The 26,089-nt window shown below is 68.3% G+C and carries 30 protein-coding genes; 17 read left to right on the top strand and 13 right to left on the bottom strand.

All coding sequences use genetic code 11. The features are described from left to right. Window positions 1–6 precede the first annotated feature (6 nt). From P0D77_RS02510 to P0D77_RS02495, 4 genes are all read left to right on the top strand, one after another. Window positions 7–1,062, top strand: coding sequence for a nucleoside recognition protein (locus P0D77_RS02510; protein WP_277554591.1), 1,056 nt, complete (start codon window positions 7–9; stop codon window positions 1,060–1,062). Window positions 1,063–1,121: 59 nt separating this feature from the next. Further along, window positions 1,122–2,423 (top strand): amidohydrolase, encoded by a 1,302-nt coding sequence (locus tag P0D77_RS02505; RefSeq protein ID WP_277554590.1) that lies wholly within the window; start codon window positions 1,122–1,124, stop codon window positions 2,421–2,423. 66 nt (window positions 2,424–2,489) lie between these two features. After that, the gene (locus tag P0D77_RS02500) at window positions 2,490–3,359 is read left to right on the top strand and encodes a hypothetical protein (RefSeq protein WP_277554589.1); all 870 of its coding nucleotides are present in this window, start codon (window positions 2,490–2,492) and stop codon (window positions 3,357–3,359) included. An 84-nt stretch (window positions 3,360–3,443) separates the two neighbouring features. Beyond that, window positions 3,444–4,733 (top strand): adenosylhomocysteinase, encoded by a 1,290-nt coding sequence (locus P0D77_RS02495; RefSeq protein WP_277554588.1) that lies wholly within the window; start codon window positions 3,444–3,446, stop codon window positions 4,731–4,733. A gap of 33 nt (window positions 4,734–4,766) precedes the next feature. Here the strand turns inward: P0D77_RS02495 and thpR are convergent, their stop codons facing one another. Next, a complete protein-coding gene (gene thpR, locus P0D77_RS02490; protein WP_277554587.1) occupies window positions 4,767–5,366 on the bottom strand; it encodes an RNA 2',3'-cyclic phosphodiesterase in 600 nt (199 codons plus the stop codon). Window positions 5,367–5,461: 95 nt separating this feature from the next. Here thpR and P0D77_RS02485 point away from each other — a divergent pair, with 95 nt between their 5' ends. The 4 genes from P0D77_RS02485 (at window position 5,462) to P0D77_RS02470 (ending at window position 8,313) form a co-directional block, all read left to right on the top strand. Continuing rightward, window positions 5,462–6,337, top strand: a complete 876-nt coding sequence (locus P0D77_RS02485; protein ID WP_277554586.1) for a tetratricopeptide repeat protein — start codon at window positions 5,462–5,464, stop codon at window positions 6,335–6,337. Beyond that, window positions 6,338–6,715 (top strand): DUF424 domain-containing protein, encoded by a 378-nt coding sequence (locus P0D77_RS02480; RefSeq protein ID WP_277554585.1) that lies wholly within the window; start codon window positions 6,338–6,340, stop codon window positions 6,713–6,715. A 42-nt stretch (window positions 6,716–6,757) separates the two neighbouring features. Then, on the top strand, window positions 6,758–6,958 hold the full coding sequence (locus P0D77_RS02475; RefSeq protein ID WP_277554584.1) for a hypothetical protein: 201 nt from the start codon (window positions 6,758–6,760) through the stop codon (window positions 6,956–6,958). 83 nt (window positions 6,959–7,041) lie between these two features. Then, entirely contained in the window at window positions 7,042–8,313 is a 1,272-nt protein-coding gene (locus P0D77_RS02470) for an aminotransferase class V-fold PLP-dependent enzyme (RefSeq protein WP_277555838.1), read from the top strand. Between the two features lie 87 nt (window positions 8,314–8,400). Here P0D77_RS02470 and P0D77_RS02465 read toward each other — a convergent pair whose 3' ends face one another. Further along, window positions 8,401–9,147 carry a helix-turn-helix transcriptional regulator gene (locus P0D77_RS02465; protein ID WP_277554583.1) on the bottom strand — a complete coding sequence of 249 codons (747 nt, stop codon included), beginning with the start codon at window positions 9,145–9,147 and terminating at the stop codon, window positions 8,401–8,403. Between the two features lie 128 nt (window positions 9,148–9,275). Here P0D77_RS02465 and P0D77_RS02460 point away from each other — a divergent pair, with 128 nt between their 5' ends. Both P0D77_RS02460 and sufU read left to right on the top strand, forming a co-directional pair. Next, a complete protein-coding gene (locus P0D77_RS02460) occupies window positions 9,276–10,157 on the top strand; it encodes an alpha/beta fold hydrolase (protein ID WP_277554582.1) in 882 nt (293 codons plus the stop codon). A 151-nt stretch (window positions 10,158–10,308) separates the two neighbouring features. Next, window positions 10,309–10,731 (top strand): Fe-S cluster assembly sulfur transfer protein SufU, encoded by a 423-nt coding sequence (sufU, locus tag P0D77_RS02455; RefSeq protein ID WP_277555837.1) that lies wholly within the window; start codon window positions 10,309–10,311, stop codon window positions 10,729–10,731. Between the two features lie 33 nt (window positions 10,732–10,764). On the opposite strand, the gene P0D77_RS02450 is transcribed toward sufU, so the two are convergent. The 9 genes from P0D77_RS02450 to htpX all read right to left on the bottom strand — a co-directional run bounded on the left by P0D77_RS02450 (window position 10,765) and on the right by htpX (window position 17,791). Continuing rightward, window positions 10,765–11,649 carry a hypothetical protein gene (locus P0D77_RS02450; RefSeq protein WP_277554581.1) on the bottom strand — a complete coding sequence of 295 codons (885 nt, stop codon included), beginning with the start codon at window positions 11,647–11,649 and terminating at the stop codon, window positions 10,765–10,767. Continuing rightward, entirely contained in the window at window positions 11,639–12,724 is a 1,086-nt protein-coding gene (locus P0D77_RS02445; protein WP_277554580.1) for a glycosyltransferase family 4 protein, read from the bottom strand. The genes P0D77_RS02450 and P0D77_RS02445 overlap by 11 nt, the downstream gene beginning before the upstream one ends. A 48-nt stretch (window positions 12,725–12,772) precedes the next feature. Then, window positions 12,773–13,168 (bottom strand): 6-pyruvoyl trahydropterin synthase family protein, encoded by a 396-nt coding sequence (locus P0D77_RS02440; RefSeq protein WP_277554579.1) that lies wholly within the window; start codon window positions 13,166–13,168, stop codon window positions 12,773–12,775. 126 nt (window positions 13,169–13,294) lie between these two features. Beyond that, on the bottom strand, window positions 13,295–13,849 hold the full coding sequence (locus tag P0D77_RS02435; protein WP_277554578.1) for a metal-dependent hydrolase: 555 nt from the start codon (window positions 13,847–13,849) through the stop codon (window positions 13,295–13,297). A gap of 9 nt (window positions 13,850–13,858) precedes the next feature. After that, window positions 13,859–14,242, bottom strand: coding sequence for a DUF7475 family protein (locus tag P0D77_RS02430; RefSeq protein WP_277554577.1), 384 nt, complete (start codon window positions 14,240–14,242; stop codon window positions 13,859–13,861). 82 nt (window positions 14,243–14,324) lie between these two features. Further along, complete coding sequence (radA, locus tag P0D77_RS02425) at window positions 14,325–15,356, bottom strand: DNA repair and recombination protein RadA (protein WP_277554576.1); 1,032 nt, start codon at window positions 15,354–15,356, stop codon at window positions 14,325–14,327. Window positions 15,357–15,517: 161 nt separating this feature from the next. Further along, window positions 15,518–16,126 (bottom strand): PspA-associated protein PspAB, encoded by a 609-nt coding sequence (pspAB, locus tag P0D77_RS02420; protein WP_277554575.1) that lies wholly within the window; start codon window positions 16,124–16,126, stop codon window positions 15,518–15,520. Between the two features lie 117 nt (window positions 16,127–16,243). Continuing rightward, entirely contained in the window at window positions 16,244–16,822 is a 579-nt protein-coding gene (locus tag P0D77_RS02415) for an LURP-one-related/scramblase family protein (protein ID WP_277554574.1), read from the bottom strand. 96 nt (window positions 16,823–16,918) lie between these two features. Next, window positions 16,919–17,791 carry a zinc metalloprotease HtpX gene (gene htpX / locus P0D77_RS02410; protein ID WP_277554573.1) on the bottom strand — a complete coding sequence of 291 codons (873 nt, stop codon included), beginning with the start codon at window positions 17,789–17,791 and terminating at the stop codon, window positions 16,919–16,921. A 111-nt stretch (window positions 17,792–17,902) separates the two neighbouring features. Between htpX and P0D77_RS02405 the strand changes: the two genes are divergently transcribed. The 6 genes from P0D77_RS02405 to P0D77_RS02380 all read left to right on the top strand — a co-directional run bounded on the left by P0D77_RS02405 (window position 17,903) and on the right by P0D77_RS02380 (window position 22,934). After that, window positions 17,903–19,090 carry an inorganic phosphate transporter gene (locus P0D77_RS02405; RefSeq protein ID WP_277554572.1) on the top strand — a complete coding sequence of 396 codons (1,188 nt, stop codon included), beginning with the start codon at window positions 17,903–17,905 and terminating at the stop codon, window positions 19,088–19,090. Window positions 19,091–19,233: 143 nt separating this feature from the next. Then, window positions 19,234–19,623: a ferredoxin Fer gene (fer, locus tag P0D77_RS02400; RefSeq protein ID WP_277554571.1), complete on the top strand. Its 390-nt coding sequence runs from the start codon at window positions 19,234–19,236 to the stop codon at window positions 19,621–19,623. Between the two features lie 130 nt (window positions 19,624–19,753). Next, window positions 19,754–20,848, top strand: coding sequence for a prepilin peptidase (locus tag P0D77_RS02395; protein ID WP_277554570.1), 1,095 nt, complete (start codon window positions 19,754–19,756; stop codon window positions 20,846–20,848). 38 nt (window positions 20,849–20,886) lie between these two features. Then, window positions 20,887–21,297, top strand: coding sequence for a hypothetical protein (locus tag P0D77_RS02390; protein WP_277554568.1), 411 nt, complete (start codon window positions 20,887–20,889; stop codon window positions 21,295–21,297). Window positions 21,298–21,353: 56 nt separating this feature from the next. Then, window positions 21,354–21,746, top strand: coding sequence for a phosphoribosyl-AMP cyclohydrolase (gene hisI / locus P0D77_RS02385; RefSeq protein ID WP_277554567.1), 393 nt, complete (start codon window positions 21,354–21,356; stop codon window positions 21,744–21,746). A 3-nt stretch (window positions 21,747–21,749) separates the two neighbouring features. Further along, complete coding sequence (locus tag P0D77_RS02380; RefSeq protein WP_277554566.1) at window positions 21,750–22,934, top strand: DUF7118 family protein; 1,185 nt, start codon at window positions 21,750–21,752, stop codon at window positions 22,932–22,934. 22 nt (window positions 22,935–22,956) lie between these two features. Here the strand turns inward: P0D77_RS02380 and P0D77_RS02375 are convergent, their stop codons facing one another. After that, on the bottom strand, window positions 22,957–23,481 hold the full coding sequence (locus P0D77_RS02375) for a GNAT family N-acetyltransferase (RefSeq protein ID WP_277554564.1): 525 nt from the start codon (window positions 23,479–23,481) through the stop codon (window positions 22,957–22,959). 298 nt (window positions 23,482–23,779) lie between these two features. Here P0D77_RS02375 and P0D77_RS02370 point away from each other — a divergent pair, with 298 nt between their 5' ends. Then, on the top strand, window positions 23,780–24,583 hold the full coding sequence (locus tag P0D77_RS02370) for a spondin domain-containing protein (RefSeq protein ID WP_277554563.1): 804 nt from the start codon (window positions 23,780–23,782) through the stop codon (window positions 24,581–24,583). A gap of 42 nt (window positions 24,584–24,625) precedes the next feature. On the opposite strand, the gene glmM is transcribed toward P0D77_RS02370, so the two are convergent. Beyond that, entirely contained in the window at window positions 24,626–26,002 is a 1,377-nt protein-coding gene (glmM, locus tag P0D77_RS02365; RefSeq protein ID WP_277554561.1) for a phosphoglucosamine mutase, read from the bottom strand. Window positions 26,003–26,089 lie beyond the last annotated feature (87 nt).

The raw sequence follows: 26,089 nt of genomic DNA, 5'->3' as shown, positions 1-26,089 counted from the left end.
TCGGGTATGGAGTCGTTCGGCGTCGCCGTCGTCGATGGCCTGCTCCCGGCGCTCGTGGACTCGCTCCCACTCGTCGTCGACGCTCTCGGCCGCGTCGCCCGCATCGCCGTCTACATCGCGCTCGGCGTGTTCCTCGCCAACGTCGCCGTCGAGTTCGGCCTCGTCGAGCGTATCGCGGGCTTCTCGCGGTACCTCACCGGCCCGGCGAACCTCCCGGGCGAAGTCGGCACGGCCATCGTCACCACGGCGGCGTCGACCACTGCCGGCTACGGAATGCTCGCGGACTTCCGCGAGTCCGGCCGCCTCTCCGACCGGGGGACGCTCATCGCCGTCACCATCAACACGTTCTTCGGATTCGTCCAGCACCTGTTCACGTTCTACATTCCCGTGATCATCCCCATCCTCGGGCGGGAGACGGGCGTGCTGTACGTCGGCACGCGCGGGGCCATCGCGCTCGCCATCACCCTCACGGGTGTCCTCGGCGGAGCGCTCCTCCTGCGCGGGGACTCGTGGGCGGCGAGCGACGCCGCCGACGGGCGGACCGAGGACGCGACGACCGACGGCGGCGCGACCAGCGATGCCGCGGCAGACGACGCGAGCGACGACCCCGACCCAACTCTCCGCGACCGCCTCGAGGCGGCGGCCGCGTCAACGTGGTCGAAACTGAAGCGCATCGTCCCGCGTCTCGCACTCGTCTACACCCTCGTCACGGTCCTCGTCGCCCGCGCCGACCTCCGGGCGCTCTCAGAGGTGGCGGGACCGCTGGCGGACGTGGCCGGCCTCCCGGCCGCCGTCGTCCCCGCCATCGTCGTGTTCGTGTTCGACACGACGGCGGGCGCAGCGGCGTTCGCACCGCTCATCGGGACGACGCTCACGCCGGAGCAGGCGGTCGCAGGGATGCTCGTCGGCGGTATCGTCTCCTTTGCGTTCTCGACGTTCAAGCGCTCGATCCCGTTCCAGTACGGCATCTGGGGCCCGGCGTTCGGGTCGAAGGTGGTCGCGTTGAACACCGCGCTGAAGGTGGTGTTCATCGGCGTGGCGCTGGTGGTGTTTCTGGTGTGAGCGGCTGAACGCCGCACCGAACCCGACGCTTTCAGTAGCCGACCCGCGCACCCACCGGTATGACCGACACACTCGCCGTCACCGACGGCCGCGTGCTCACGCCCAACCTCGACGTGGTCGAGGCGGACGTCCTCGTCGACGCCGATGCGGGCGAGATTCTCGACGTCGCGCCGGACCTCGCGGGCGACGCCGACGAGACGCTCGACGCCTCCGGGTCGCTCGTGATGCCCGGCCTCGTCAACGCCCACTGTCACGCCGCGATGACGCTCCTGCGGGGGTACGCCGACGACGAACCGCTGGAGACGTGGCTCCGCGACCACGTCTGGCCGGTCGAGGGCGAACTCACGCCCGGGGACATCCGCGTCGGCACCGAACTCGGCCTCGTGGAGATGATCCGCTCGGGCGTCACCGCCTTCGCGGATATGTACTTCGCCGTCGACGAGGTCGCCGCCGCCGTCGAACAAGCGGGCATCCGCGCCCGCCTCGGCCACGGCGTCGTCACCGTCGGGAAAGACGACGAGGCCGCCAGCGCCGACCTCGACGAGTCGTTCGACGTGGCCGAGCGTCTCGACGGCGCGGCCGACGGCCGCATCAGGACGGCCGTAATGCCGCACTCGCTGACGACCGTGGGTGACGACCTCCTGCGCGAGACGGCCGACCGCGCCGCCGACGCGGAGATTCCGATCCACTTCCACCTCAACGAGACGGAGGACGAAGTGACGCCCATCGTCGAGGACCACGGCGTTCGCCCGAGCGAACACGCCGACGATCTCGGTCTCCTCTCGGACACCGCCTTCGTCGCGCACGGCGTCCACACCGACGAGACGGAGATCGAACTCCTCGCCGACCGCGGCACCGCGGTCGTTCACTGCCCGGCGTCGAACATGAAACTCGCCTCGGGGATGGCACCCGTCCAAGCGATGCTCGACGCGGGCGTGCCCGTCGCACTCGGGACCGACGGCGCGGCCTCGAACAACGACCTCGATATCTTCGACGAGATGCGCGACGCCGCGATGATCGGCAAACTCGCAGCCGACGACGCATCGGCAGTCTCTGCCGAGACCGCGGTGCGGATGGCGACCGAGGGCGGCGCACAAGCGCTCGGCTTCGACGCCGGTCGCATCGAGGCGGGCGCGGCCGCCGACCTCGCTATCATCGACCTCGACGCACCACATCTGACGCCCGAACACGACCTCGTCTCGCACCTCGCGTACGCCGTCCGCGGGAGCGACGTGCGCCACACCGTCTGTGACGGACAGGTGGTAATGCGCGACCGCGACGTACTCGGGTTCGACGAGGAAGCGGTCCGCGAACGGGCGCAGGAACACGCCGAAGCAGTCGTCGGCCGCGCCGAGGACTGAGGTCGCTATCGGCGCTCGCCACGCCGCAGGACAAGACCTATCACCGATCTATCGGTATCCGGCGACATGGTCGCCCTCCAGAGCGTCGCCGGCGTCGTCCTCCTCGCGGTGGGCGGCGTCCTCGGCGCGTACGCCCTCAGCCACTACCGCCGGTACCGAATCGTCGCTGACACGCCGACCACCGACCTCACGACCGTCGACGCGGGCACGGTCGAGTTGAAGGGAACCGTCTCTGCGGTGCGCGAGACGGCAGCCCCGACCGTCCACGGCCACGACACCGCGGCCGTCGAGGCGTGGGAGGTCGAGGAGTGGAACGAACGCGGCGACGGCGCGCGGTGGAAGACGCTCGCACTCGGCGTCGACGGCGGCGAGTTCGTCCTCGAAACCGACGACTGCGAGGAGGTGGTCGTCGACGTGCCGACCGAGTCGTCGGGATCGTTCTCGCTGCCCGAGTCGCTGCTCTCTACCGGGATGAGCGGCGTCGCCGTCGGCGACCTCGCCGTCGAGGTCCGGCGGATGCCCCACGTCCAGGTCGACCCCGAATCTGGCACCCCCGACCGCATCCGGTCGTTCGTCCACAGTCACCGCGACGTCGACACGCAGTCGGGGTCGATCACCAACCTGATCGATATCGGGAACGCCCACGGCGAGCGTCGCTACCACTCACAGACCATCGGTGAAGACGACTCGGTGTACGTCCTCGGGCACGCCCGCGTCGACCCGGAGGCCCCGACGCCGCCGCGGGCGGAACACGTCACCGTCGGCACGGATCCGGAGGGAGACACGCCGATGATCGTCTCGACGCTTCGTGAGGACCGATTGCTCTCCCGGAAACGCACGCGATGGCGACTCGCGGGCGCGGCGGCGGCACTCGCGTTGCTCGCCGGTCTCTCCCTGTTGTGGGGACCGTATCTCTCCGGCGCGGGACCGGCGTAGCGGCGTCGCTCTCGGCGAGGCGAATGGGGCCCGATCCGCGCCGACTCCGGCGGGATTATACCGGCCCCAACCGATCCGAGTCGTATGAGCACGCAGACGTATCCGCCGGTCACCGACCACCTCGACGACCCCGAATCCGCCGCCGAGGAGGGTCGCCGCAAGATGGACTGGGCGCTCCAGCACATGCCCATCCTCGCGCACCTCCGCGAGGAGTTCGAGGCCGACAAGCCGTTCGAAGGGCAGACCATCGGGATGGCGATGCACGTCGAGGCGAAGACGGCGAACCTCGTCGAACTCCTCGCCGACGGCGGCGCGGAGGTCGCCATCACCGGCTGTAACCCCCTCTCGACGCACGACGACGTGAGCGCCGCCCTCGACACCCACGACAACATCACCTCCTACGCGGTGCGCGGCGTCGACGACGACGACTACTACGCCGCCATCGAGTCGGTCATCAGCCACGACCCGACCATCACCGTCGACGACGGGATGGACATGGTCGCGGCCATCCACGAGGACTATCCCGAACTCATCGACTCCATCATCGGCGGCGCCGAGGAGACCACTACGGGCGTCCACCGCCTCCGCGCGATGGACGCCGACGGCGAACTGAAGTACCCCGTCTTCGCCGTCAATGACACGCCGATGAAGCGCCTGTTCGACAACGTCCACGGGACGGGCGAGGCGTCGCTCGCCACCATCGCGATGACGACGAACCTCTCGTTCGCCGGGAAAGACGTCGTCGTCGGCGGCTTCGGCTACTGCGGCAAGGGCGTCGCGAAGAAGGCCGCCGGGCAGAACGCGAACGTCATCGTCTGTGAGGTCGACTCCCGCAAGGCGCTCGAAGCCCATATGGAAGGGTACGACGTGATGCCGATGGCCGAGGCCGCAAAGCAGGGCGACGTGTTCATCACGACGACGGGTAACCGCGACGTGATCACGGCCGAGCACTTCGAACAGATGCAGGACGGCGTCCTCCTCGCCAATGCCGGCCACTTCGACGTGGAGATCAACCTCGACCAACTGGACGACCTGGCCGTCGACCGCTACGAGGCCCGCGACGGCGTCGAGGCGTACGAGATGGCAGACGGCCGTCGCCTGAACGTCCTCGCCGAGGGTCGTCTGGTCAACCTCGCCGCGCCCATCGCGCTTGGCCACCCGGTCGAAGTGATGGACCAGTCGTTCGGCATCCAGGCCGTCTGTGTCCGCGAACTCGTCGAGAACGGCGACGCCTACGACGCGGGCGTCCACGAGGTCCCCGACGAACTCGACCGGGAGGTCGCCGAGGTGAAACTCGCTGCCGAGGGCGTCGAGTTCGACGACCTCAGCGACGACCAGCGCGAGTACATGGGGTCGTGGCAGCACGGGACGTAAGCGCATCCTGACGGGTCGCTTCCCCGGTCGTCGCTACAGCGACACCCGCGCCCGGGTCTCGTAGCGCGGCCCCTCCCGGGTCAGCGTCGACTCGGTGAGGCGAACGTCGCGCACCTCGAACCGCCCGACGGTGGGGTCGCTGTCGAGATACTCTTGAACGCGGGCTTTCCCCCGGGCGTCGTCCATTCGCGCGAGCGTGACGTGGGGCGTGAACGCGTGGTCTGCGGGGTCGAAACCCAGTTCGACCGTCTCGCGGTCGATGGCCTCCGCGAGCGTCGTCAGTTCGGCGCTCCCGTCGCGGAACCCGGCCCAGACGACGCTGATGTACTCGCGGGAAGGAAACGCACCGAGGCCGCCGACTTCGGCCTCGAACGGCCCCACACCGTCGTCGTTGCCGGACTGCGTCCGGCTGCTCGTGGGACTGCGCCCCACGCTGTCGACGGCGGTTTCGAGCGCCTCGACCACGTCGTCGACGCGGGAGTCGTCGACGTCGCCGAGGAACTTCAGCGTGCAGTGCGCCTGTGCCGGATCGGTGAACCTGAGGCTCTCGACGTCGCGGAGCGGTTCCTGTATCTCGCCGACGGCGTCCGCGAGGCGGTCGGGCAGGTCGACCGAGACGAACAGTCGCGGCATACGAGAACTTCGACGTGGAGTGACAAAACAGCGCCGCAGGCACGTTCGTCCCGCACGCGCAACATACATCCGTCCACGCGGCCGAGACGACGGTAATGAGCGACGACGACGCCGAACGCCGACCACACAAGTTCTCCGAGGGCCAGGGCCTCGACGAGGACTACGAGGAGTTCACCCTCGACCCCGAGGCGCTGAACGCCGACCCCTCGCAGGTCGACCCCGTCGACACGCGGGTCCTCACGGATCTTCTCGACGAGCGAAACATCCCGAAAGACCGCGTCGACGTGGAGAGCCTGATGGAGGTGGGCCTGTCGTACATGGGCATCAACCGCTTCGAGGAGGCCACCGAGACGTTCGCGCGCGCCGCGCAGTTCGCCGAGGACGACTCCCTCGAAGAACAGGAGGCGTGGACGAACAAGGGCGTCGCCCACGCGCAACTGGAGGAGTGGGACGAGGCCGTCGGCGCCTACCGGGAGGCGCTCCGTATCGACGACGACTCCGAACACGCCGCCAGCGCGGAGACGAACCTCGCGTACGCACTCCACGAGTCCGGCCGCACGGAGCAGGCGCTGGAACACGCCGAGAAGGCCGTCGAGATCGACCCGCGCTTCCCGCAGGCGTGGTACAATCGGGGCTTCTTCCTCGTCGAACGTGGTCTGCTGGAGGACGCCGTCACCGCCTTCGACAACGCGATCCGACTGGGGATGCGCAACGCGGAGGTCCTGGAAGAGAAGGCGCGGGCGCTCGACGAACTCGGTCGCGAGGACGAGGCCGAGGAGGCCGCCGAACGCGCCGAAGAGATCCGCAAGGAGGCCGAACAGCAGATGGTCGAAGAACAGAGCGGCGGCGGTGCCGGCGGCGCGATGGGCGGTGCGGGTGGCGCACCCGGCGGCGCTGGCGAGCGTGGGGGCCGCGGCGGTCGCGGCGACCGCGACGGTCGTGGCGGTGGCCCGGACTTGGGAGGCCTGTAGATGACCGACGACGCCGGGCCGGTCGACGCCGCTGACGCCGCGGACGCCACCAGCGGTGGCGACGCCGACGACGAGGCGTTCCTCCTCACGCGCCGCGACACCCCGGAGGGAACGCTGGTCGCGGTGTGTGACGCCGACGTACTCGGCGAGTCGTTCGCAGACGGCGCGGTGTCACTCGACGTGAGCGAGGAGTTCTACGGCGGCGCGGAGGCGGAACCCGCCGACGCCGACGCGGTCGTCCAGGGCTTGTACGACGCCGACACCGCGAACCTCGTCGGCGAGGACTGCGTCGGTGTCGCCGTCGACGCCGGCATCATCGACGCCGACCGCGTCCTCGAAGTCGGCGAGACACTCCACGCGCAGTTGCTCTGGCTGTGAGACCGTCGACGCCTTCTTATCGGCTCGCGTCTCCCTGACGCCGTGGCAGACTCAGAACTCCTGGTCCGACTGGACGTGTTCCTCGGACTCGTCGCTATCGCGGTGATCGTGTATGCACTCGACGTCCTCGCCGACGATGTGATCGTCGGTGGACTCGCCGTGGCCGTCGTCGCCGTCGGCCTGTACGCCGTCTGGTCGTACGCCTCGGCGTACCTGTTCGCCGCAGTCGACACCGACGACTGACGCCTCGTCACGTCGGTTTCGACCAGTTCAGCCGTTCGACCGAAGGGATGTTACCCCTCGGTCCCCTGTCTCCGACAATGGGAATTCAGGAACCGTATCCGCTCGATGTCGAGGCGGTCCGCGCCGATTTCCCCATCCTCGACCGGAAGGTCGGTGGCGACGTCACCGTCCCCGGCGAGAGTGAGGGAGACACGAAGCCGCTCGTGTACCTCGACAACGCGGCGACGAGTCACACGCCCGAGCAGGTGGTCGACGCTATCGCCGACTACTACCGCTCGTACAACTCCAACGTCCATCGCGGCATCCACCAGTTGAGCCAGGAGGCCAGCACCGCCTACGAACACGCCCACGACCGCGTCGCGGAGTTCATCGGTGCCGAGGGTCGCGAGGAAGTCGTCTTCACGAAAAACACCACCGAGGCCGAGAATCTCGTCGCGTACGCGTGGGGCCTGAACGAACTCGGTCCAGAGGACAACGTCGTCCTCACCGAGATGGAACACCACGCCTCGCTGGTCACGTGGCAACAGATCGGCAAGAAGACCGGCGCGGACGTGCGCTTCATCCGCGTCGATGAGGACGGCCGACTCGATATGGACCACGCCCGCGAACTCGTCGACGACGACACCGCGATGGCGAACGTCGTCCACGTCTCGAACACGCTCGGCACGGTCAACCCCGTGGCCGAACTCGCCGATCTGGTGCACGACCACGACGGCCTCATCTTCGTCGACGGCGCGCAGTCCGTGCCCCACCTGCCTGTCGACGTGCAGGCCATCGACGCCGACTTCTTCGCCTTCTCGGGGCACAAGATGTGCGGACCGACCGGCATCGGCGTCCTCTACGGCAAACAGCACCTCCTCGAAGAGATGCAGCCGTATCTGTACGGCGGCGAGATGATCCGGAAAGTCACCTTCGAGGACAGCGAGTGGGAGGACCTCCCGTGGAAGTTCGAGGCCGGAACGCCAGTCATCGCGCAGGGTATCGCGCTCCACGCGGCCATCGACTACCTCGAAGAGTTGGGGATGGAGAACGTCCACGCCCACGAGCAGTTACTCGCGGAGTACGCCTACGACGAACTCACCGCCCACGACGACGTGGAGGTGTACGGGCCGCCGGGCGACGACCGCGCCGGGCTCGTGGCGTTCAACGTCGACAGCGTCCACGCGCACGACCTCTCCAGCATCCTCAACGACCACGGTGTGGCCGTCCGCGCCGGCGACCACTGCACCCAGCCACTCCACGACAAACTCGGCGTTCCAGCCTCTGCTCGTGCGAGTTTCTACATCTACAACACGCGCGAGGAGATAGACAAACTGGTCGAGGCCGTCGACGACGCGCGGCAGTTGTTCGCGTAGGCTTCGTTCACTCCCGAACGCGGTACTGGCTTGCATTCGGGGCCGAGTTCGGTCCCAGTGAACGACAGTCCGTACAGTGACCGATGGTTAGGCCGTCGCGTCGACCCGAACTGCGGCCGCCCGGAACCGGTCGACGGTCGCTTCGGCCCACTCGATCGCTGCAGGCGTGTCGTTGGTGACCAGCCCGGTGATGAGCGGCCCCTCGCGGAGTTCGATCGCCATCCGCGGCCGCTCCCCTGTCGTGACAACGACACCGAAGGGGACAGACTGGGTCGTCTCGTAGATGTCCGTCGATTCGGCGACCGCCGCCAGCGCCTCGGCGTGGTCCGCCTCCAGCGATCGCACCACCGACACGGGGAGCACCAACTCGGCGGTCAGCCCGTCGGCGAGCAACGCCCGGAACCGGTCGACGTATCCAGGCGAGACGACGGGCGCGACTCCCCGGACCGCCGCTGCGTCGGCCAGTAGCTCCCAGACGGCGTCGAGGTGGCGCTCGGCGTCCGTCTCGTCGGGGCGGACGACCGACGCGCCGGTCAGCGCGGCCGGATCGACGCAGTCGCCCGAAAATCCGGCCAGCAGGTCGCCGACGGCGGCGGTCTCGGCGAGGGACTCGTAGCGCGCGAGCGCCACCGAGCCGAACAGCGTCGGCGCGAAGCCGTCGTCGGTGCGCTCCACGAGGCCCGCGGCCTCGAGCTGTGTGAGCCCCTTGTACGCCGTCGACTTCGAGTCGGGGAGCGCGTCGACGAGCGCGCGTCGCTCCCGCGGCGCGTCCGCCAGCGCCCGCAACACGTCGTGTCGCAGGCGCAGTAACTCCACGAAGTCCGTCCCGTCCATACGTGTCGGTACCCTGGCCGTCACAAGAACCTTCGCGGTCGGCGATGGTCCGGCGGGGTCCGACGATTCCGCGCACCTCGGAATTTCCGCGTCGGTGTGTTGAGGCCGCCCGCGCGCCTCGATCGGATATGACCGCTTCCGACCCGGGCCACCCGGGACCAGACGGCCTCGCCGACGTGCCCCACGAACTCGACCTCTCGCGCGGCCCGATCCGCTATCACGACGTCGGGGAGGGCGACCCCGTGCTGTTCGTCCACAGCGCGTTCGCGGACGGATCGCTGTGGCGCGACGTCGCGTGGTCGCTCCCTGCGGGCGTCCGCTCGCTCGTCCCGACGCTCCCGCTGGGCGGTCACGACGCCCCGATGCGTCCGGGCGCAGACCTCACGCCGACGGGCCTGGCCGCCCACCTCGCGGAGTTCCTCGACGCGCTTGGTATCGACCGCGTGACGCTCGTGGGGAACGACTCCGGCGGCGCGGTCAGTCAGGTGTTCCTCGCCGAGTACCCCCAGCGCGTCGAGCGACTCGTCCTCACGAACTGCGACGCGTTCGACAACTTCCCCCCGCTGGGCGCTCGCCCGTTCATTTGGGGGGCTCGCGTTCCGGGCCTCGTGAGCGTGTTCGCCCGTACCCTCCGGTCGGCGACGGTCCGTCGGCTCGCGTTCCGACTGCTCGCCAAACACCCCATCCGGCCCGAAGTGCTCGCCGGGTACACGGCCGGCCTGCGCGACCCGCGGGTGCGCCGCGACCTCCGGACGTTCCTGCTCGGCGTCTCCCCACGGTACACCAACACGGCCGCGGAGGCGTTCTCGACGTTCGACGGGCCCGTCTTGGTCGCGTGGGCACCCGACGACCCGATCTTCCCGCTCGCGGACGCCGAGCGGTTGGTCGACTCGTTCGCGGACGCGCGACTCGAACTCGTCGACGATTCGTACGCGCTGGTTCCGGAAGACAACCCCGAACGACTCGTCGAACTGCTCGCTCCGTTCCTCGGCGTCCCGGTCGACGTCTGACCCGTCACGGGGGTCGGCGCCGTCCACCGGCGCGACGCGAGGCGTGTCGACGCCGGCCGTTTCGAACCGGGCCGCGACGGTGGCGTCCTCCTGCCTTCGATTCCCCGGAACGCTTAACGGTCGCACTCGCCAATTTCCGACAACAATGGGCATTGGCGGCGGCTCCGATATGTATCGCCAGCAGATCCTCGACCACTACAAGAACCCGCGCAACTACGGCGAACTCGACGACGCCACGTTCTCCCACACCGGCGAGAACCCCTCCTGTGGCGACACCATCCGCGTCGACGTGCGTCTGGAAGACGACGACGAGACCATCGAGTACGTCGCCTTCTCGGGCGATGGCTGTGCCATCTCGCAGGCGTCGGCGTCGATGCTGTCCGAGCGCCTGCAGGGGATGACGCTGGAAGAACTGGAAGAGATGGACACCGACGACGTGACCGAGATGCTCGGCGTCGACATCTCGCCGATGCGGATCAAGTGTGCCGTCCTCGCGCGGCAGGTGGCGCAAGACGGCGCGAAACTCCACGAGGGCGACATCGACGACCTCGACGTGACGAAGACCGAGGACTGACGCTCGCGTTCGTCCACAACCACGCTCCCGTTCTCAGGGCACGCGCCCGAACAGGTCCCGATTCACCGCGACGTAGCCGAGCCTTCCCTGCGCCAACTGCTGTTCTCGCGTGTTGGCCCACTCCCGGAGCGTCGCCTCCGGTACCCGTCCGGAGTCACGCACGGACGCAACGACGGTGTCGAGAATCGTCCGCAGGAACGTCTCCTCGTCGACGGGGTAGCCGTCGTCGGGTCCGTCGGCATCCCCGACTCTCTCGACGACCCAGTCCGACCGGGCGTCGACCGTCGGCGGCGTCCCGGCGTCGGCGAACCGCTCTGCCACCAGCGTCGCCGCCCGGCCGCGATTGCGCATCGTCGCGTGGAAGGCGTCCAGCACGGCGTCGTCGGCAGGGTGTGACGGTGAGAACCGTGTCTCGCCGTCGAAGGTGAGCGGGAGGTGATACCAGCCGTCCGGCGCGGCCGCCCGGAGCAGCGAGTGGACGTCCTCGGGCGCCAGTAGGTCCGCGAACGAGCGACCCACGACGCCGTCGGCGTCGTATCCGGCGGCGACCGCGCGGGCGTCGTCGGCGACGAACCGCACGCGCAGGCGGCTCTCACCGCGTCGAAACACGTCCGCCGAACCTTCCGTTTCGACCCGATAGCCCGCTTCCGCCGCCGCCGCTCGCAACAGGTCGCGGCCGGCGTCCAACACGCGCTCGTCGGTGTCAGTTGCGACCCACTCGCCGGTCGGCAGGGCGTCGTCGGCGAGCAGTCTGCGGAGCATCCCGCAGGTGCCCGCGCCCGCCTCCAGCACCCGGACGCCGTCGGCGTCGTCGTCCCGACGGAGGGCGTCCCGAAACGCCGCCGTCCCTTCCTGCGAGTGTGCCCGGTCGTCGACGGTCGCGGCCGCCTCTAGGTACGCCACGTCGTCACCCTCCATACGCTACCTCCGTCAGGAACGCACGGACGCCGGCGACCGTGTCGGCCCACTCGGGATGGGCCGCGAATCGCGCCAGCGCCGCCTCGCCCATTGCGGCCAGGCGCTCGCGGTCGGTCGCCAGCGACGACAGCGCCGCGCGGACACCCGCGACGTCGCCCGGGTCGACGAGGAAGCCGTTCTCGCCGTCCGTGACGACGGACTCCGCGCCGCCCGCGCTCGACGCTACTGCCGGGAGACCGAAGCCCATCCCCTCCAGATACGCCATTCCGAACCCCTCGTACGCTGAGGGAATCGCGAGGGCGTGGGAGTCGCGCAACACGTCGGTGAGGTCGTCGCTCGACAGTTCGCCGTGGAACGCGACCTGCGAACGCACGCCGAGGTCGGCCGTGAGCGACCGCATCGCCGCCGCGTGGTTGGGTTCCGGTTCGGGGCCGACGACGGCGAGCGACCAGTCGGCGTCGAGGTCCGTGAGCGCCCGCAGCAGTGTCGCGTGCCCCTTTCGCGGGACGAGCGACCCCAGCGAGACGACGCGGAACGGCACGGTTCGGGCACGAACGGCGACGTCACCGGGCGTCACGCTGGGGTCGAACTGGTCGGCCGGCGGCGGGGCGCGGTGGGTCCGGATCTGCTTCCCGGCGAGGCTCCGAACGTCGCGTTCGGTCGCGCGACTTACGCAGACTGCAGCAGAGCATCGCTGGAGAAACAGCCGTTCGAGGCGTCGTGCGACGGGAGCGAGCGACCTGCCCTCGACACACTGGAGGTGGTGGACCAGCGCGACGACGGGCGTCTCCGACCATTCGAGGCGGGCGGCGAGGCCGACGGTCCCTGGGTGTGCGAGTTCGTCGACGAGCACGACGTCTGCATCGCTGAGACGGTTGGGAACGCCGGTCGCGAGACCGAGCGTGTCGACGACGCCGAGCGGGTATCGTCGCCACGGGACCGAGAACACCCGCACGTCGACGCCGGTCGCCCGCAACTGTTCGACCAGTCGGCGGTCGTAGCGAAAGCCGCCGGACGTCGTTTCGGGGTCGCCCGGGACGACGAGCGCGACGGTTAGGGGATTCTCGCCGTTCACGAGTCGTCACCCGACTTCATCGACACGGTTGCATCGTCTCCGGCAGTCTCACTCTGTTCCTCCATCGACGGGTGCCTCGTAGCCCGCGGCGGCCTCGTCGTCCTCCCAGACGGTGACGCGGAGCGACTCGGCAGGGTCGTCGGCCGCGGCGGGCGCGAGACGGTCGTGGAGGACGCGGGCGAATCGCTCGACGCTGGGGTTGTACCCCTCGAACTCCGGGAGGTCGTTCAGCGTCGCGTCGCAGTACCGTGCCTCCGCGTCGTCGAGGGCGGCCCGCACGTCGTCGATGTCGACGAGGTAGTCGAACTCGTTGAGCGTCGGCCCGGCGAACGTGACCTCGACGCGAAAGACGTGTGAGTGAAGGTCGCCCTCGGGACCGGGGTTGGGGACGGTGAGGTAATGCTGTGCGACGAACTGGCGCGTGACGGTCGTACGATAGGTCATACTGGGGTGACTGCGTCGGTGGTGACGGCGCGGACGGGAGCCGACGACTTCGTCCGCCGTGGAGTCCGGTCAGTTATCGCATCCTGCGAGTCGGGTACCGTAAACGTGTCGTGACCCGTCTGCGATTCAGCCGACGAACTCTTCGACGACCGGCGGAAGCCGACGACGGACGACCGCGTACCCGACCCCGAGGACGACACACGCCGTGGCGATAGCCGGGAACGGGTCGGGGTAGAAGACGACGACCGGGGCCGCGAGTATCGCGGTGGCGACGGCGTCCTCGGGCGCGCCGTCGTAGCGGATCCAAAAGCGTGGCTCGACCCACTTCCCGCGGAGGTGGTCGTACACGGCCTCTCTAGAGGTACGTTCCCACGGGCGAACTTCGTCGCCAGCGCCGAGTGCGTCCATCCCGGCGTGGACGGCGAACGAGACGGTCCCGACCGCGGCCGCGACGGTGGCGACGCCGGGCGCGAACAGCGCAAGCGCGACCGCTGGAAGCGCGAGCGCCCACCCGAGAATCGGGAAGTGGAGTGTGCGCCGGTGGCGACCGACGAACAGGTCGACGTCGGGAACGAGGCCGCCGACCATCCCAGCCAATACCGCTGGCACGGCGAGTTCGGGTGCGAACGCGACGACCGGTGCGGCGAGTGCCGCGCCGACCAGCGCGTGGGTGAACGCCATCACGGCCGATCAGGAGGCGCGGCGGAACAGCACGACGAGGACGACGACCAAGATTACCTGCGCCAGTTTGTCGGTGACGGCGATGGGCGAGAGGTACTCGTCGGCGGGCGTCACTGCCAGCCAGATGACGATCTGCCCGAGCGTGAACGGGATGCCGAGCGCGTAGAACGCGCGACGGCGATAGTCGAAGAGGACGGCCGCCGAACCGGCGAGGAAGCCAACGCCGGCGACGAGGAAGCCAATTCCGAGGCCGAGGCTCTCACCGATGAACGAGACGGCGAGCCACAGATGGATCACTCCGCTCACGACAGCGGTGGCGACGCCCAGCCAGTGGAGGCCGGTCATCGACTCGGTGTGCAACGCGAACCCGCCGGAGGCTGTCTCGGTACTCATAGCTGTCAAGACGAGCCGAGATGTGTTAAAAACTCCCACGATTGGGTCGTGGGCGAGTCCGGGAGTCGTCGATCCGGCGGCGTTACTCGGGCTTGAGGCCGGCGTCCTGCACGCGCATCACGGCCTCGCCGTCGGCGAGGTTCGGCGCGTCGACGAGGCGGACGATCCGCTTGTCGCCTTTCGACTTGCGGAGGTAGATACGGAACGTCGAGGTGTGGCCGAGGATGTTGCCACCGATGGGCTGGGTCGGGTCGCCGAAGTACGAGTCGGGGTTCGAGGCGACCTGGTTCGTCACGAGGACGACCGAGTTGTAGAGGTCGCCGATGCGCATCAGGTCGTGGAGGTGCTTGTTGAGTTTCTGCTGGCGCTCGGCGAGTTCGCCACGGCCGACGTACTCCGCGCGGAAGTGGGCCGTCAGCGAGTCCACCGTCAGCAGGCGCACGGGCCACTCGCTGTCCTCGTGTTCGCTGGCGAGTTCCTTCGCCTTCTCCGCCAGGAGGATCTGGTGGTTGGAATTGAACGCCTTCGCGACGTGGATGTGGTCGAGGAAGTCCTCGACGAGCGTCTTCATGTCCTCGTCGTTGTCGGGCGATCCCTCGATCTCACGGCGCTCGAACTCGCGTTCGAGAATCTCGTCGTCGAGGCCGCGGACCATGTCGTCGATCCGCTCGGGGCGGAACGTGTCCTCGGAGTCGACGAAGATGGCGGAGCCACCGAGGCCGCCGTCGTCGGGGTCCAGTTGGACGTTGACGGACATCTGGTGGGTCACCTGCGACTTCCCGGCACCGAACTCACCGTACACCTCGGTGATGGACTGCGTCTCGAGGCCGCCGCCCAGCAGGTCGTCGGCCTCGGGGATGAGCCACGAGAGCTTCCCGATCTGTTCGCGCCGTTCCAGCACCTGTGCGCCCGACTCGAAGCCGCCGACGTCGGCAGCCTTTCGCGCGCCCTGGATAATGTCGTTGGCGGTCGAGTCGCCGATGTCGGCCGTGTTGCCCAGTTCGGCGGGGCTCGCGACCGCGATGCTCTGATAACTGTCGAAGCCTGCGTCGACGAGTTTGTCCGCGGTTGCCGGCCCGACTCCCGGAAGCTCTTGAAGGTCGTCTTCTGCCATCGTACTCCGTCCTTGCTCCGCTCACCACATAAACCCTCGTTAACAGTAGAGTGAAAGTGAAATCGGGGTACGTGGACGGGTCGCTCACGTCTGGTGTCCGAACGTTCAGAAGGGATGGGTGGTCGGGTGGCGTCGCCGTGGGATGGACCTCGGCGTCGACGCTACCCCCAGGGGTGGCCGTTCGGGCGGTCGGGCCACAGCGGGTACCAGTACTGTTTGTCCGACTCCAAGCCCAACTCGCCGTCGAACATCGACTCCAGTTTGAACTCGATCTTGTTGTCGCGGTTGCTCGTCCCGGTCGGCGCGAACGGGTAATACGCTCCCCGGCGGAACGAGTAAACCCAGTAGGCGCGGTCGCCGGCGTTTCGCTCGAAGCCGAAGACGGCGGCGAGCAGGCGCGACCCGTAGCCGCGTTCGACGAACTCGTCAGCCGCGAAGTGGACGGAGGTGACGAGGTCTTCGGGGTCGTCGTCCGCGAGGACGACCCAGTGGTAGCCGTAATCGTCCTCGTGGCGGCGGAACGTCGTCCCGGTCTCCTCTGCGCCGGCGTCGAGGATAGCCTCGACGGCGTCGACGGTGTCTGCGAAGTCGGTAGAGTCGACCGAGGAGAAGCACAGCGCCGCCTCGCCGACGGAGTGGAACCCGAGGTCCGCCTCCATCGTGACGTAGGCGGTGCTCATCCCGAACAGATCCTCGGGGTCGGCGTCGCTGACGGCGTCCGACTCCGCGCGCACGCCCATCACCGATTTGAGTGTATCGAGAATGCCCATCGTCGTTGTCGGATCGACGACGGGAGAGGTGTTCAAGCCGTCGCCTCAAACAAGCGAGTCTGGGTCGGGTGTGACGGCCAACAGCGGAACCCGACGGGCGACCGCGACGCTCGGCCGTTAGTTCCCCTGAATCGCGTCGATGACCATCGCGGCGGCGACGACTGGTTCCTTGGGGACATCGCTCGCGTCGTCGATGGTGACGTCGTACGTGTCCTGCAACGAGAACTGCCCGTCGATTGACCCGACGTGCCCGCCATTTGCGTCGGTTATCTCGTACTTGTGGGGGATCCACTCGCCGAACGGGAGGACGTTCCGAGCGATGGTGACGGCGGCGCCCTGCGAGTCGATCGTCGCCAGTTTCGCCTCCGTGTCGGCGTCGCGGATGGTCCACGTATCCTGCAGCATCGAGTAGTCGTTGTCGAGGATCACCAGTTCCTCGCCTGTCTGTGCGTCCGAGAGGACGTAGTTACCAGCGACGTCGAGCATCCCGGCGGCCTTCACCGTGAACACGTCGTCGCCGTCGGCGTCGACGAACGGAAACTCCTCTTTCAGTTTGAACAGCTTCTGTTTCCCCCGGAGGACGACGTTCCCGGCGGCGTCCTCTGCACGGTACTTGTTGCGGACGAGACTCTGGACGACGGTGTAGCGGTCGTCGGACAACTCGATACCGGCGATGTCGTAGGTGCGGTCGCTCACGGTCGGTGGTGTGCCAGGAACGTATTTGAACCCTCTGGCGGGGAGTGAATCTGTCTGCCGAAGGAACGCCGAAGAAAAACGCGTCGTGCCCCTCGTTCAGGCGCTCTCGAACTCGCGTTCGAGTTCGCGGAGGCGCTCCACGCGCTTCTCGGTCGAGGGGTGCGTCGAGAACAGTTTGCCGACGAACCCGGACTTGATCGGGATGACGAAGAACGCGTTCATCTCGGCGGTGTCGCGCAGGTCTTCCTGCGGCACGCGCTCCATCCCGCTGTCGATGGTGATGAGTGCAGACGCGAGTGCACCAGGCTTGCCGGAGATGGCCGCACCGCCGCGGTCGGCCGCGAACTCGCGGTAGCGCGACAGCAGGCGGATCAACAGGAACGACACGATCCACACGACCAACGACACGACGATGGCGACCAACACCGGTGCTTGGTTGCCGCCGCGGTTGTCGCCGCCGCCGAACAGCCACCCCCAGCGCACGATGATGAACGCGACCGTCGACAGGAACGACGCGATGGTCATCACCATCACGTCACGGTTCTTGATGTGCGCGAGTTCGTGCGCGAGGACGCCTTCCAACTCCTCGTCGTCGAGGGTCCGGAGCAGGCCGGTCGTCACGCAGACGGCGGAGTTCTTCTGTGAGCGCCCGGTCGCGAACGCGTTGGGAACGCGCGAGTCGGCGACCGCGACCTTCGGTTTCGGGAGGTCGGCCTGCTGTGAGAGGCGCGTGATGGTGCGGTGGAGGTCGGGGTACTCCTCTTCGGACACCTCGTGTGCGCCCATCGAGTACAGCGCGAGCTTGTCGCTGAAGAAGAACTGGGCGAACAGGAACGGCACCATGAAGATGAGCATTCCACCGTAGCCCAGCTCTAGGACGACGGCACCGAACACGATGTAGAGGGCGAACAGGAGAAACCCCGTCAGGACCATTCGTCCGCGGAGCCCCCAGTCCGTCTTCCATTCCATACCCCTACTACCGTACGCACGGCTTAAACCCTGTCGTGGGTGCGGACTCTCTCAACCCACGCCCCGTTCCCAGTCGGACGGACTTATAGGCGAACGGTCGCCAGTAGTGGTGTGGTTGAGGCACTTCTCGTAGTCGGGCTACTCGTCGCGGTGTTCGTCGGCTTCAACATCGGTGGTTCCTCGACCGGCGTCTCCTTCGGTCCCGCCGTGGGGAGCGGCACGCTCTCGAAGACGACCGCGGCGGCGCTGATGTCTGCGTTCGCGCTCGCGGGCGGTTGGACCGTCGGACGAAACGTCATCGACACGATGGGCGGCGACATTGTCCCCGCGTCGTCGTTCACGCTCGTCGCCAGCGTCGGCGTCCTCTTCTTCGTCGGCCTCGCACTCCTCGTCTCCAACACGTTCGGCGTCCCCGCGTCCACCTCGATGACCGCCGTCGGTGCCATCGCGGGATTGGGTGCGGCGACGGGGACGCTCAACGCCGACGTGATGTTACGAATCGTCGGGTGGTGGCTCGTCGCCCCCGTCGTCGCGTTCTGGATCTGTGCGGTGATCGGTCGGTATCTGTACCCGTATCTCGACGCCGCGTTCGCCATCGACCGCTCGGCTGGCGGCGTCGTCGCACTCGACGGCCTGCGTCCCCGTATCGCCGACGACGCGACCACCCGCGAGATAGTCGGGACCGTCGCGGTCCTCGTCATCGCCTGTTACATGGCGTTCTCGGCGGGCGCGTCGAACGCCGCCAACGCCGTCGCTCCCCTAGTCGGGAGTCCCGAGGTGAACCTCTCGGTCGACGCCGGTGTCCTCCTCGCGGGCGCGGCCATCAGCCTCGGTGCGTTCACCATCGCTCGCCGGACGCTCGACACCGTCGGCAACGACCTCACTGACCTCCCCCTGCTGGCGGCACTCATCGTCGAGACCGTCTCCGCGAGCCTCATCACCTTCCTGTCGTACATCGGCATTCCTGCGTCGCTGGCGGTGTCGGCGACGATGTGCATCGTCGGTCTCGGGTGGGGGCGGGCGACCCGAACGACCACCATCGGCGACGCTGTCGGCGAGGCTATCGGCGGCGACGGCCACCCGGACAAGCGCCCGGAGGTGTCGGTCAACGCCCTCGCGGCCGAACGCCCTTCCAAGGACGGCGGGGTCCCGCGAATGGGCGAAGAGCAGGGCGACGAACTCCTCGCCGAGGACCTGTTCGACGCGGGGACGACCGGACGCGTGGTTTCGTTTTGGATCTTCACGCCGACCATCTCGTTCGTCTGCTCGTACGCCCTGTTCGCGTTCGTTCCGCTGTAAACGGGCTATCACGTCGCTCCCGACCGATCCGGTCACTTCGATCCGTAGATCGGTGGTTTTGGCACGCCTAAAGCCTGTACGGCGGCGATTCGCTTTGCGAGATAGCAACAACTAATGGGCCGGGCGGCGAAACGCCGGACGAAATGCCCACGGTCGAATACCTCAACTACGAAGTGCTGGACGACAACGGCTGGGACCTCGACGACGACGACCTCTTCGAGAACGCGGCAGACGCCGGCCTCGACGCAGAAGACTACGGCTCGCTCGAAGTCAACGAAGGCGAGTACATCCTCGAGGCCGCCGAGGCGCAGGGCTACGACTGGCCCTTCTCGTGCCGCGCCGGTGCCTGCGCGAACTGCGCAGCGATCCTCAAGGAGGGTGAAATCGAGATGGACATGCAGCAGATCCTCTCCGACGAGGAGGTCGACGACAAGAACGTCCGCCTGACGTGCATCGGGTCGCCCCAGGCCGACGAGATCAAGATCGTCTACAACGCGAAGCACCTGGACTACCTCCAGAACCGCGTCATCTAAGGTTCACTCGCGTCCAACGTTCTCCATTCTTTCGACCGCGTAGCGGCTGCGCCGTCGATCGGATCGGCAGCCGTACGCACCACACCGACACAACGACAACGACTAACTCCTCGGCCGCACCCGACCCGGTATGCGCGTTCTCGGCATCGCTACCGCGGCCGACCTGCTCCGACTCCTCATCCTTCCGGGGTTCGCGTGGGCCGCCTACCGCGATATCCGCACCCGCCGCGTCGCGAGTAGTCTGTGGCTCCCGTTGCTCGCTATCGGTGCGCTCGCACTCGCCGTCGAGGCCGCCGGAGCGTACCCGTTCGCCGACTACGCGGGCCGAGTATTCCTCGTCCAAACCGGATTCTCGCTGCTGTTTCTGATTCCGTTCTCCGTGCTCGCGTATCGGATGGCCGCTTTCGGCGGCGCCGATATGAAGGCGCTCGTCGTCCTCGCGGTCGCGTTCCCGACGACGCCGCAGTACGTCGTCCCACTGTGGATACTCCCCGACGTGACGTGGCTCCACGCCGTCGGCTTCCCCGTCCACCCGTCGGCGCTCGGCGTCGCCGCGATGTCGGCGCTGACGAACGCCGTGCTGTTCGGTGCGGTGTACGTCCTCGCGTTGTTCGGGTCGAACCTCCTCCGCGGCCGCCTCTCGCCGGCGATGCTCGTCGGCAAGTGGACGCCCGTCTCGTCGCTGCCCACCGTCCACGGCCAACTGATCCGGGTGGAGGGACTCCGACTCCACCGCAGCCTCGACCTCGACGCGCTTCGGATGTACCTCCGATGGCGCGGGACGACGCTCGCGGCGGTTCGCGAGAATCCCGATGTGTTTCGTGACCCGGACTCCGTGACAGAGACGAATCCTCCGACCGACGGCGCGGTTCACGACGGCCCCCGGACGGACGGTGGACGCGACGAGACGCCGGAGAACGCCGACGGTGGCTTCGAGTTCCCCGAGGCGGGAGTGGCAGACGACGACGCTACTGCCGGTGACGAGGCGGACGCGCCGGCTGACGACCCGTGGGCCGCCGAACAGTTCCTCGACGACATCGAGAGAACCGCCTACGGGACGACGGCCGAGACGCTGCGAGAGGGATTAGAGCGTGCGACCAGCGAGGACGCCGTGTGGGTGTCGCCGGGACTGCCATTCCTCGTCCCCTTGTTCGGCGGACTACTGCTCGCGCTGACGTACGGCGATGCGCTGACGGTGGCGCTCGGAGCACTCGGCCTCGTCTGATCGGCGGAGTCTTGTCGCTTCGCCGACGTTCGCCGACGATGGCAACCCGGAGGACACGCTGGGCGCTCGGTGCAACTGTCGGTGTCGCCGTCGGCGTCGCGAACTGGACGCTGTTCGTCCCGAACGTCCCACTGACGGCGACGCTCGTGGTACTGTTCACCGTCGGCTCCGGTCTCCTCATCCGCGCCCAACGCGTCTACCAGCGCGAAGGGACCGACACCGACAGCCCGGATTGGTGGGCGGCGACGGGCGGTCCGCTGACGATTCTCGTCGGCATCTTCGGACTGAACACGGGGCTTGGGCTGTCGTTCGACCTCCGCGTGTCGCTGCTGTTGTTAGCCGTCGGTGCGATGCTGGCGGCCTACGGCGTCGGCATCGTCAGCGCAGTCGCCTGGTTCGACGTCGGCGACGATCCGGCCGACGGGACGGCTTCCGATCCGGTCGACTGACGCTGCGGCCCTCCCCACGCACAAGACCTATCCGCCACAGCCCCGACATTCGACCGATGAGTGACTCGCAGGCCGACGCCGCCGGCGACGGCGTCGACGTGGATTTCGGGGCCGACGGTCTCGTGCCCGCCGTCGCACAGGACGCCGACTCGGGCGAGGTGTTGATGCTCGCGTACGTGAACGAAGAAGCGCTGGAGCGCACCCGCGAGACGGGTCGGGCGCACTACTACTCGCGCTCTCGCGAGGAGTTGTGGGAGAAAGGCGCGACCAGCGGCCACACCCAGGCCGTCGAGGAGGTGCGCGTCGACTGCGACGCCGACGCCCTCCTGTATCTCGTCGACCAGACAGGCGGCGCGTGTCACACGGGCCACCGCTCGTGTTTCCACCGTACCGTCGACGGCGACGAGGTGGGCGAGCGCGTGTTCGACCCCGACGCAGTGTACGAGTGATCGATGGCGGGGAACGTCGCCGACGACGCCGACCCGGACCCGGCCGCCACGCCCGACCCGCTCCCCGACACCGACCGCGACGCCGCCGAACTGGTCACGGCGCTTCGCGAGGCCCGTGACCGCCGCGCCGCCGCCGACGAAGCGGTGGCCGAACACGGCGAGGCGACGCTGGAGACCGTCAGCGACGCGGTTGCCCGGGCCGACAGGCTGCTCGAACGGTACGTCGACTCCGCGACCGGCACCGGCGACTTCCAGGCGTACGTCGAGTTCCAAGGCGAGTTCGCGGGCGTCGTCGAGGGCCTCGACGAGGATACGCCCGGATACGAGGCGTTCGAGCGGGCCAACGAGGCGGTCGACGGTCGCCGTCTCTCCGAGTCCGACTTCGAGCGGGCACGCGAGGCGCTCGCGCCTGCACGCGACCTCGCAGACAGACTCGCCGAACGCGAAGACGCACAAACGGCGCTGTACGAGGCCGAACGCGACGTCGAGCGCCGCGTGGACGAACTCGACGACCGCATCGCAGATCTCGCGCGCCTCGTCGAACTGGGCGAGGCTGACCTGACAGCACCGACCGAGGAACTACACGACCCCATCGCCGCGTACAACGACGCCGTCCGCGACGCCTTTCAGACGTTCCTGCGCGACGGGGCCGCCCGCGAGGTACTCGCGTTCGTCGCCGAGGCGGCCGCGACGCCGTTCGTCGACTACACCGCGCCGCCGCCGGAGTTGCGCTCGTACCTCGACTCGTCGTCGGCAGGCGAGGAGTCCATCTCCGACCTCTTGGAGTACGCCGACTACTCGGCGTCGAAACTCAGCCACTACGTCGAAGATTCGGGCACGTTCGCCGCCCGCGTGCGCCCGCACCGCACCTACCTCGAACGACTCGCTGCGGACCCGCTCACCGTCGACTGGCCGCCGCCCGAGGCGGAGACGCTGCGGTTCCAGCGGGACGAACTCGTCTCGCTGGTCGCGACGTTCGCGCCCGAGTCGGTCGTCGCTCGCGCCCGCGAACTCAGAGCGGTCGCCGACCACCCCGAGTACGACCGCCTGCGCCGGGCCGCCGAGGCCGAGTCGGAGTTATCCGACGCGGAGGCAGACCGGGTCGCCTCGGGCGCGGTCGACGCGGAACTGACCGCCGCACGCAGGCGACGGGCGGCGCTCGCCGAGGCACTGGACGCTGACGACTAGCGGGGCCGCGAACTGCGGCTACTTATGGTGGCTTCGCGTACACGGCCGTCGGATACGACTCTCCGGCGACGGTGAACGACGAGGAGCCGATACGCTCGAAGCCGCGCGCCTCGTAGAAGCCACGGGCGGCGTCGTTCGCCTCGAACGTCTCCAACACGGCCCTGTCGCAGTCGGTCGGCACACGGTCGAGTGCGGCTTGGAGGAGGTCGGTTCCGATCCCCACTCCCTGTCGCTGTGGGTCGACGTACAGCGCTCGAAGTTCGGCGTCGTCGTCCTCGCAGAACGCCTTTCTCCCGTCGCCCCACACGACCGAGGCGAAGCCAACGACTGCCCCCGGTTTCCGGTCGACACAGACGAGGAACGACCGGCCGGGACCCGTCGCCTCGTCGTACCGTCGCTGGAGGTCGGAACCGGAGGGGACGGTCATCTCGTCGAGGTAGTGCGCCGGGAGGATGTGGGCGTAGGCGTCGCGCCACGCGGCGTTGTTGACGGCGAGGGCAGCGCGAAACTCCGCGGGTGAGGCGGCCGGGCGAACGACGGGGTCCATACGCAGGTGTGTGACCCACTCCGCAAAAACGGCTGGTGTTTCTCTCGTGCCCGTCCACGGCGCGTCTCGACCGACCGTACCACGAGTACGTTCGGATTCCGCGACACGCCGACGCCGTTCGTCAGCGACCGTACCCGAACGAAACGGGAGATTACTCTCTCACCGTTCGCTCCGGCGAGCGCGGCGACTCACACTACCGGTGACGGGCCATCGAATAACGAAGTGTTCCCGGAGCGTGAGGGTACTGTTCGGCAATGAACACGACAGGTGCGACGTGGACGGACGGAGGGACCGACGGATGACCGACGCAGAGTTCCCGTGGCTCACACGGCGTCGTGCGCTCGCGGCCGGTGGTGCGACACTCGGGGCGTTCACGCTGGCGGGCGGCACACTCGTCACCGCGCAAGAAGACGACGATGACGACGACGAGAACGGCGGTGGGCAGGGCGGCGGCAACGCCCGAACCTACCGGGTGACGGTGGCGAACCTCACGCCGGGTCAGCCGTTCACGCCGCCGGCGGTGGCGCTCCACCGCCCGAGCGTGCAGGTGTTCTCGGTGGGCGAACCGGCGAACGAGCCGACCCAACAACTCGCGGAGAACGGCAACCTCGACCCACTCTTGGAACTGATCGGACAGACGGATGCCATCCGCACGGCCGCGGTCGGCGGGTCGCCGCTCGTCCCGAAGAGCGACCCCGGCGAGACCGGCCTCCCGTACTACTCGTCGCTGGAGTTGTCGGCGGATGCGAGCGCGACGCATATGACCGTCGTGTCGATGCTCATCGCGACTAACGACGGTATCGTGGGCCTCGATACGGTCGAACTCCCGTCCGAGGTGAACGCCTCCGAGACCCACTACGCCAACGGCTACGACGTGGGTACCGAGGAGAACACCGAACTGTACGAGGATCTGGTCCCGCCCGCACAGTCACTCATCCTCGGCGGTGAAGCGGATGGCGGGACGGCCGAGAGCAACCCGGACCTCGCGGAGGACGGCGTCATCCGTCCGCACCCGGGTATCTCGGGCGATGGCGACCTCGACCCGGCGGTGTACGGATGGGACGAACCAGCGGCGCTGGTTCACGTCGAGCGTATCGAGTAGAACCGGGCGCTGATAGGAGCCTCGGGCGGCGGGCGGCGTCGACTACGCTTCGACGCCGCGTTTTGCGGCTTCGAGTGCTTCGCGTACCTCTGCGGCCAGCGCCGCGGCACGCTCTGGGTCGGCGGACTCGGCGTACACGCGCACCTTCGGTTCGGTGCCGGAGGGGCGCACGAGCACCCACGCGTCGCCGTAGTCGAGGCGGTAGCCATCTTTCGTGTCCGGGTCGGCGTCGGCCTCCTCGGCGTACGCCGCGGCCGCCTCCAGCATCGCGTTCAGTTCGGCGTCCGACTCGTACACGAGGTTCTCGCGGACGTTCGTGTAGTCTTCGTAGGGGGCGACCACGTCGCTCACCGTCTCGCCGCGCTCTGCGAGCAGTTCGAGGAACTTCGCGGCGATGAACGCGCCGTCGCGGACCAGTCGGTACTCGGGGAAGAAGACGCCGCCGTTCCCCTCGCCGGCGACGGGCACGGACTCGTCCTCCTGCCACAACTCCTTGATGCGGGTGATGATGTTCGTCGATCCGATGGGCGTGAGTTCGAGGTTCGCGCCCGCCGCCTCGCACACGTCGACGAGTCGCTGGGAGACGTTGACGGCGGCGACGGTGGTGTCGCCCTCGCCGAGGTCGCGTGCCGCGAGTGCCGCCAGCGACGCGTCGCCTTCGACGTACGCGCCGGTCTCGTCGATGAACACGGCGCGGTCGGCGTCGCCGTCGTGTGCGATGCCCACGTCGGCGTCGGCCGCGCGGACCAGGCGTTGCAGGTCGCCGAGGTTCGTCTCGACGGGTTCGGGGTCGCGACCCGGGAAGTGGCCGTCTGGCTGTGCGTTGACGGTGACGACGTCACAGCCGAGTTCGCGCAGGAACTCGGGAGAGGTGAGCGCACCCGCGCCGTGGCCGGGGTCGAGCGCCACGGTCAGGTTCGCGGCCGCGATGGCGTCGCGGTCGACCGTCGCCAGCATCTCCGCCACGTAGTCGTCGTTGGCGTCGTCGATGTGGCGCGAGGCACCCATCCGGTCCCACGTCACCGTCGTCGTCCCCTCCGCAAGCAGGCGCTCTTCGATGGCCTCCAGTCGGTGGACGGGGAGTTCGATCCCTTCGTCGCCGACCAGTTTCACGCCGTTGAACTCCGGCGGGTTGTGCGATGCGGTGATCATCACGCCCGGTACTCGCTCGACCTCGCAGTAGCGAACCAGACTCGGCGTCGGCACGACGCCCAGTCGCTCCACGTCGACGCCAGCGGCGGTGATGCCGGCGGCGGCGGCGTCCGCGAACGTCCGCCCCGAGGTACGTGTGTCGCGGCCGAGGGCGACGCGGTCTGCCTCCCACGTCGTCGCCGCGGCGGCGGCGACCCGCGAGACGAACTCGGGCGTGAACTCCTCGCCCACAACCCCGCGGGTGCCACTCGAACCGAAGACTTTCATTCGGTTCGTAGGTGTGACGGCGGATGGGATAGTGGTTCCGACCCGAACCGACCTGTGCGAACCGGAACCGGCCCGCACGGCCCCATA

Origin of the sequence: Halobaculum limi (genome assembly GCF_029490015.1) — an archaeon.
Classification (GTDB): domain Archaea; phylum Halobacteriota; class Halobacteria; order Halobacteriales; family Haloferacaceae; genus Halobaculum; species Halobaculum limi.
This window is presented reverse-complemented; position numbering and strand designations above follow the sequence as displayed.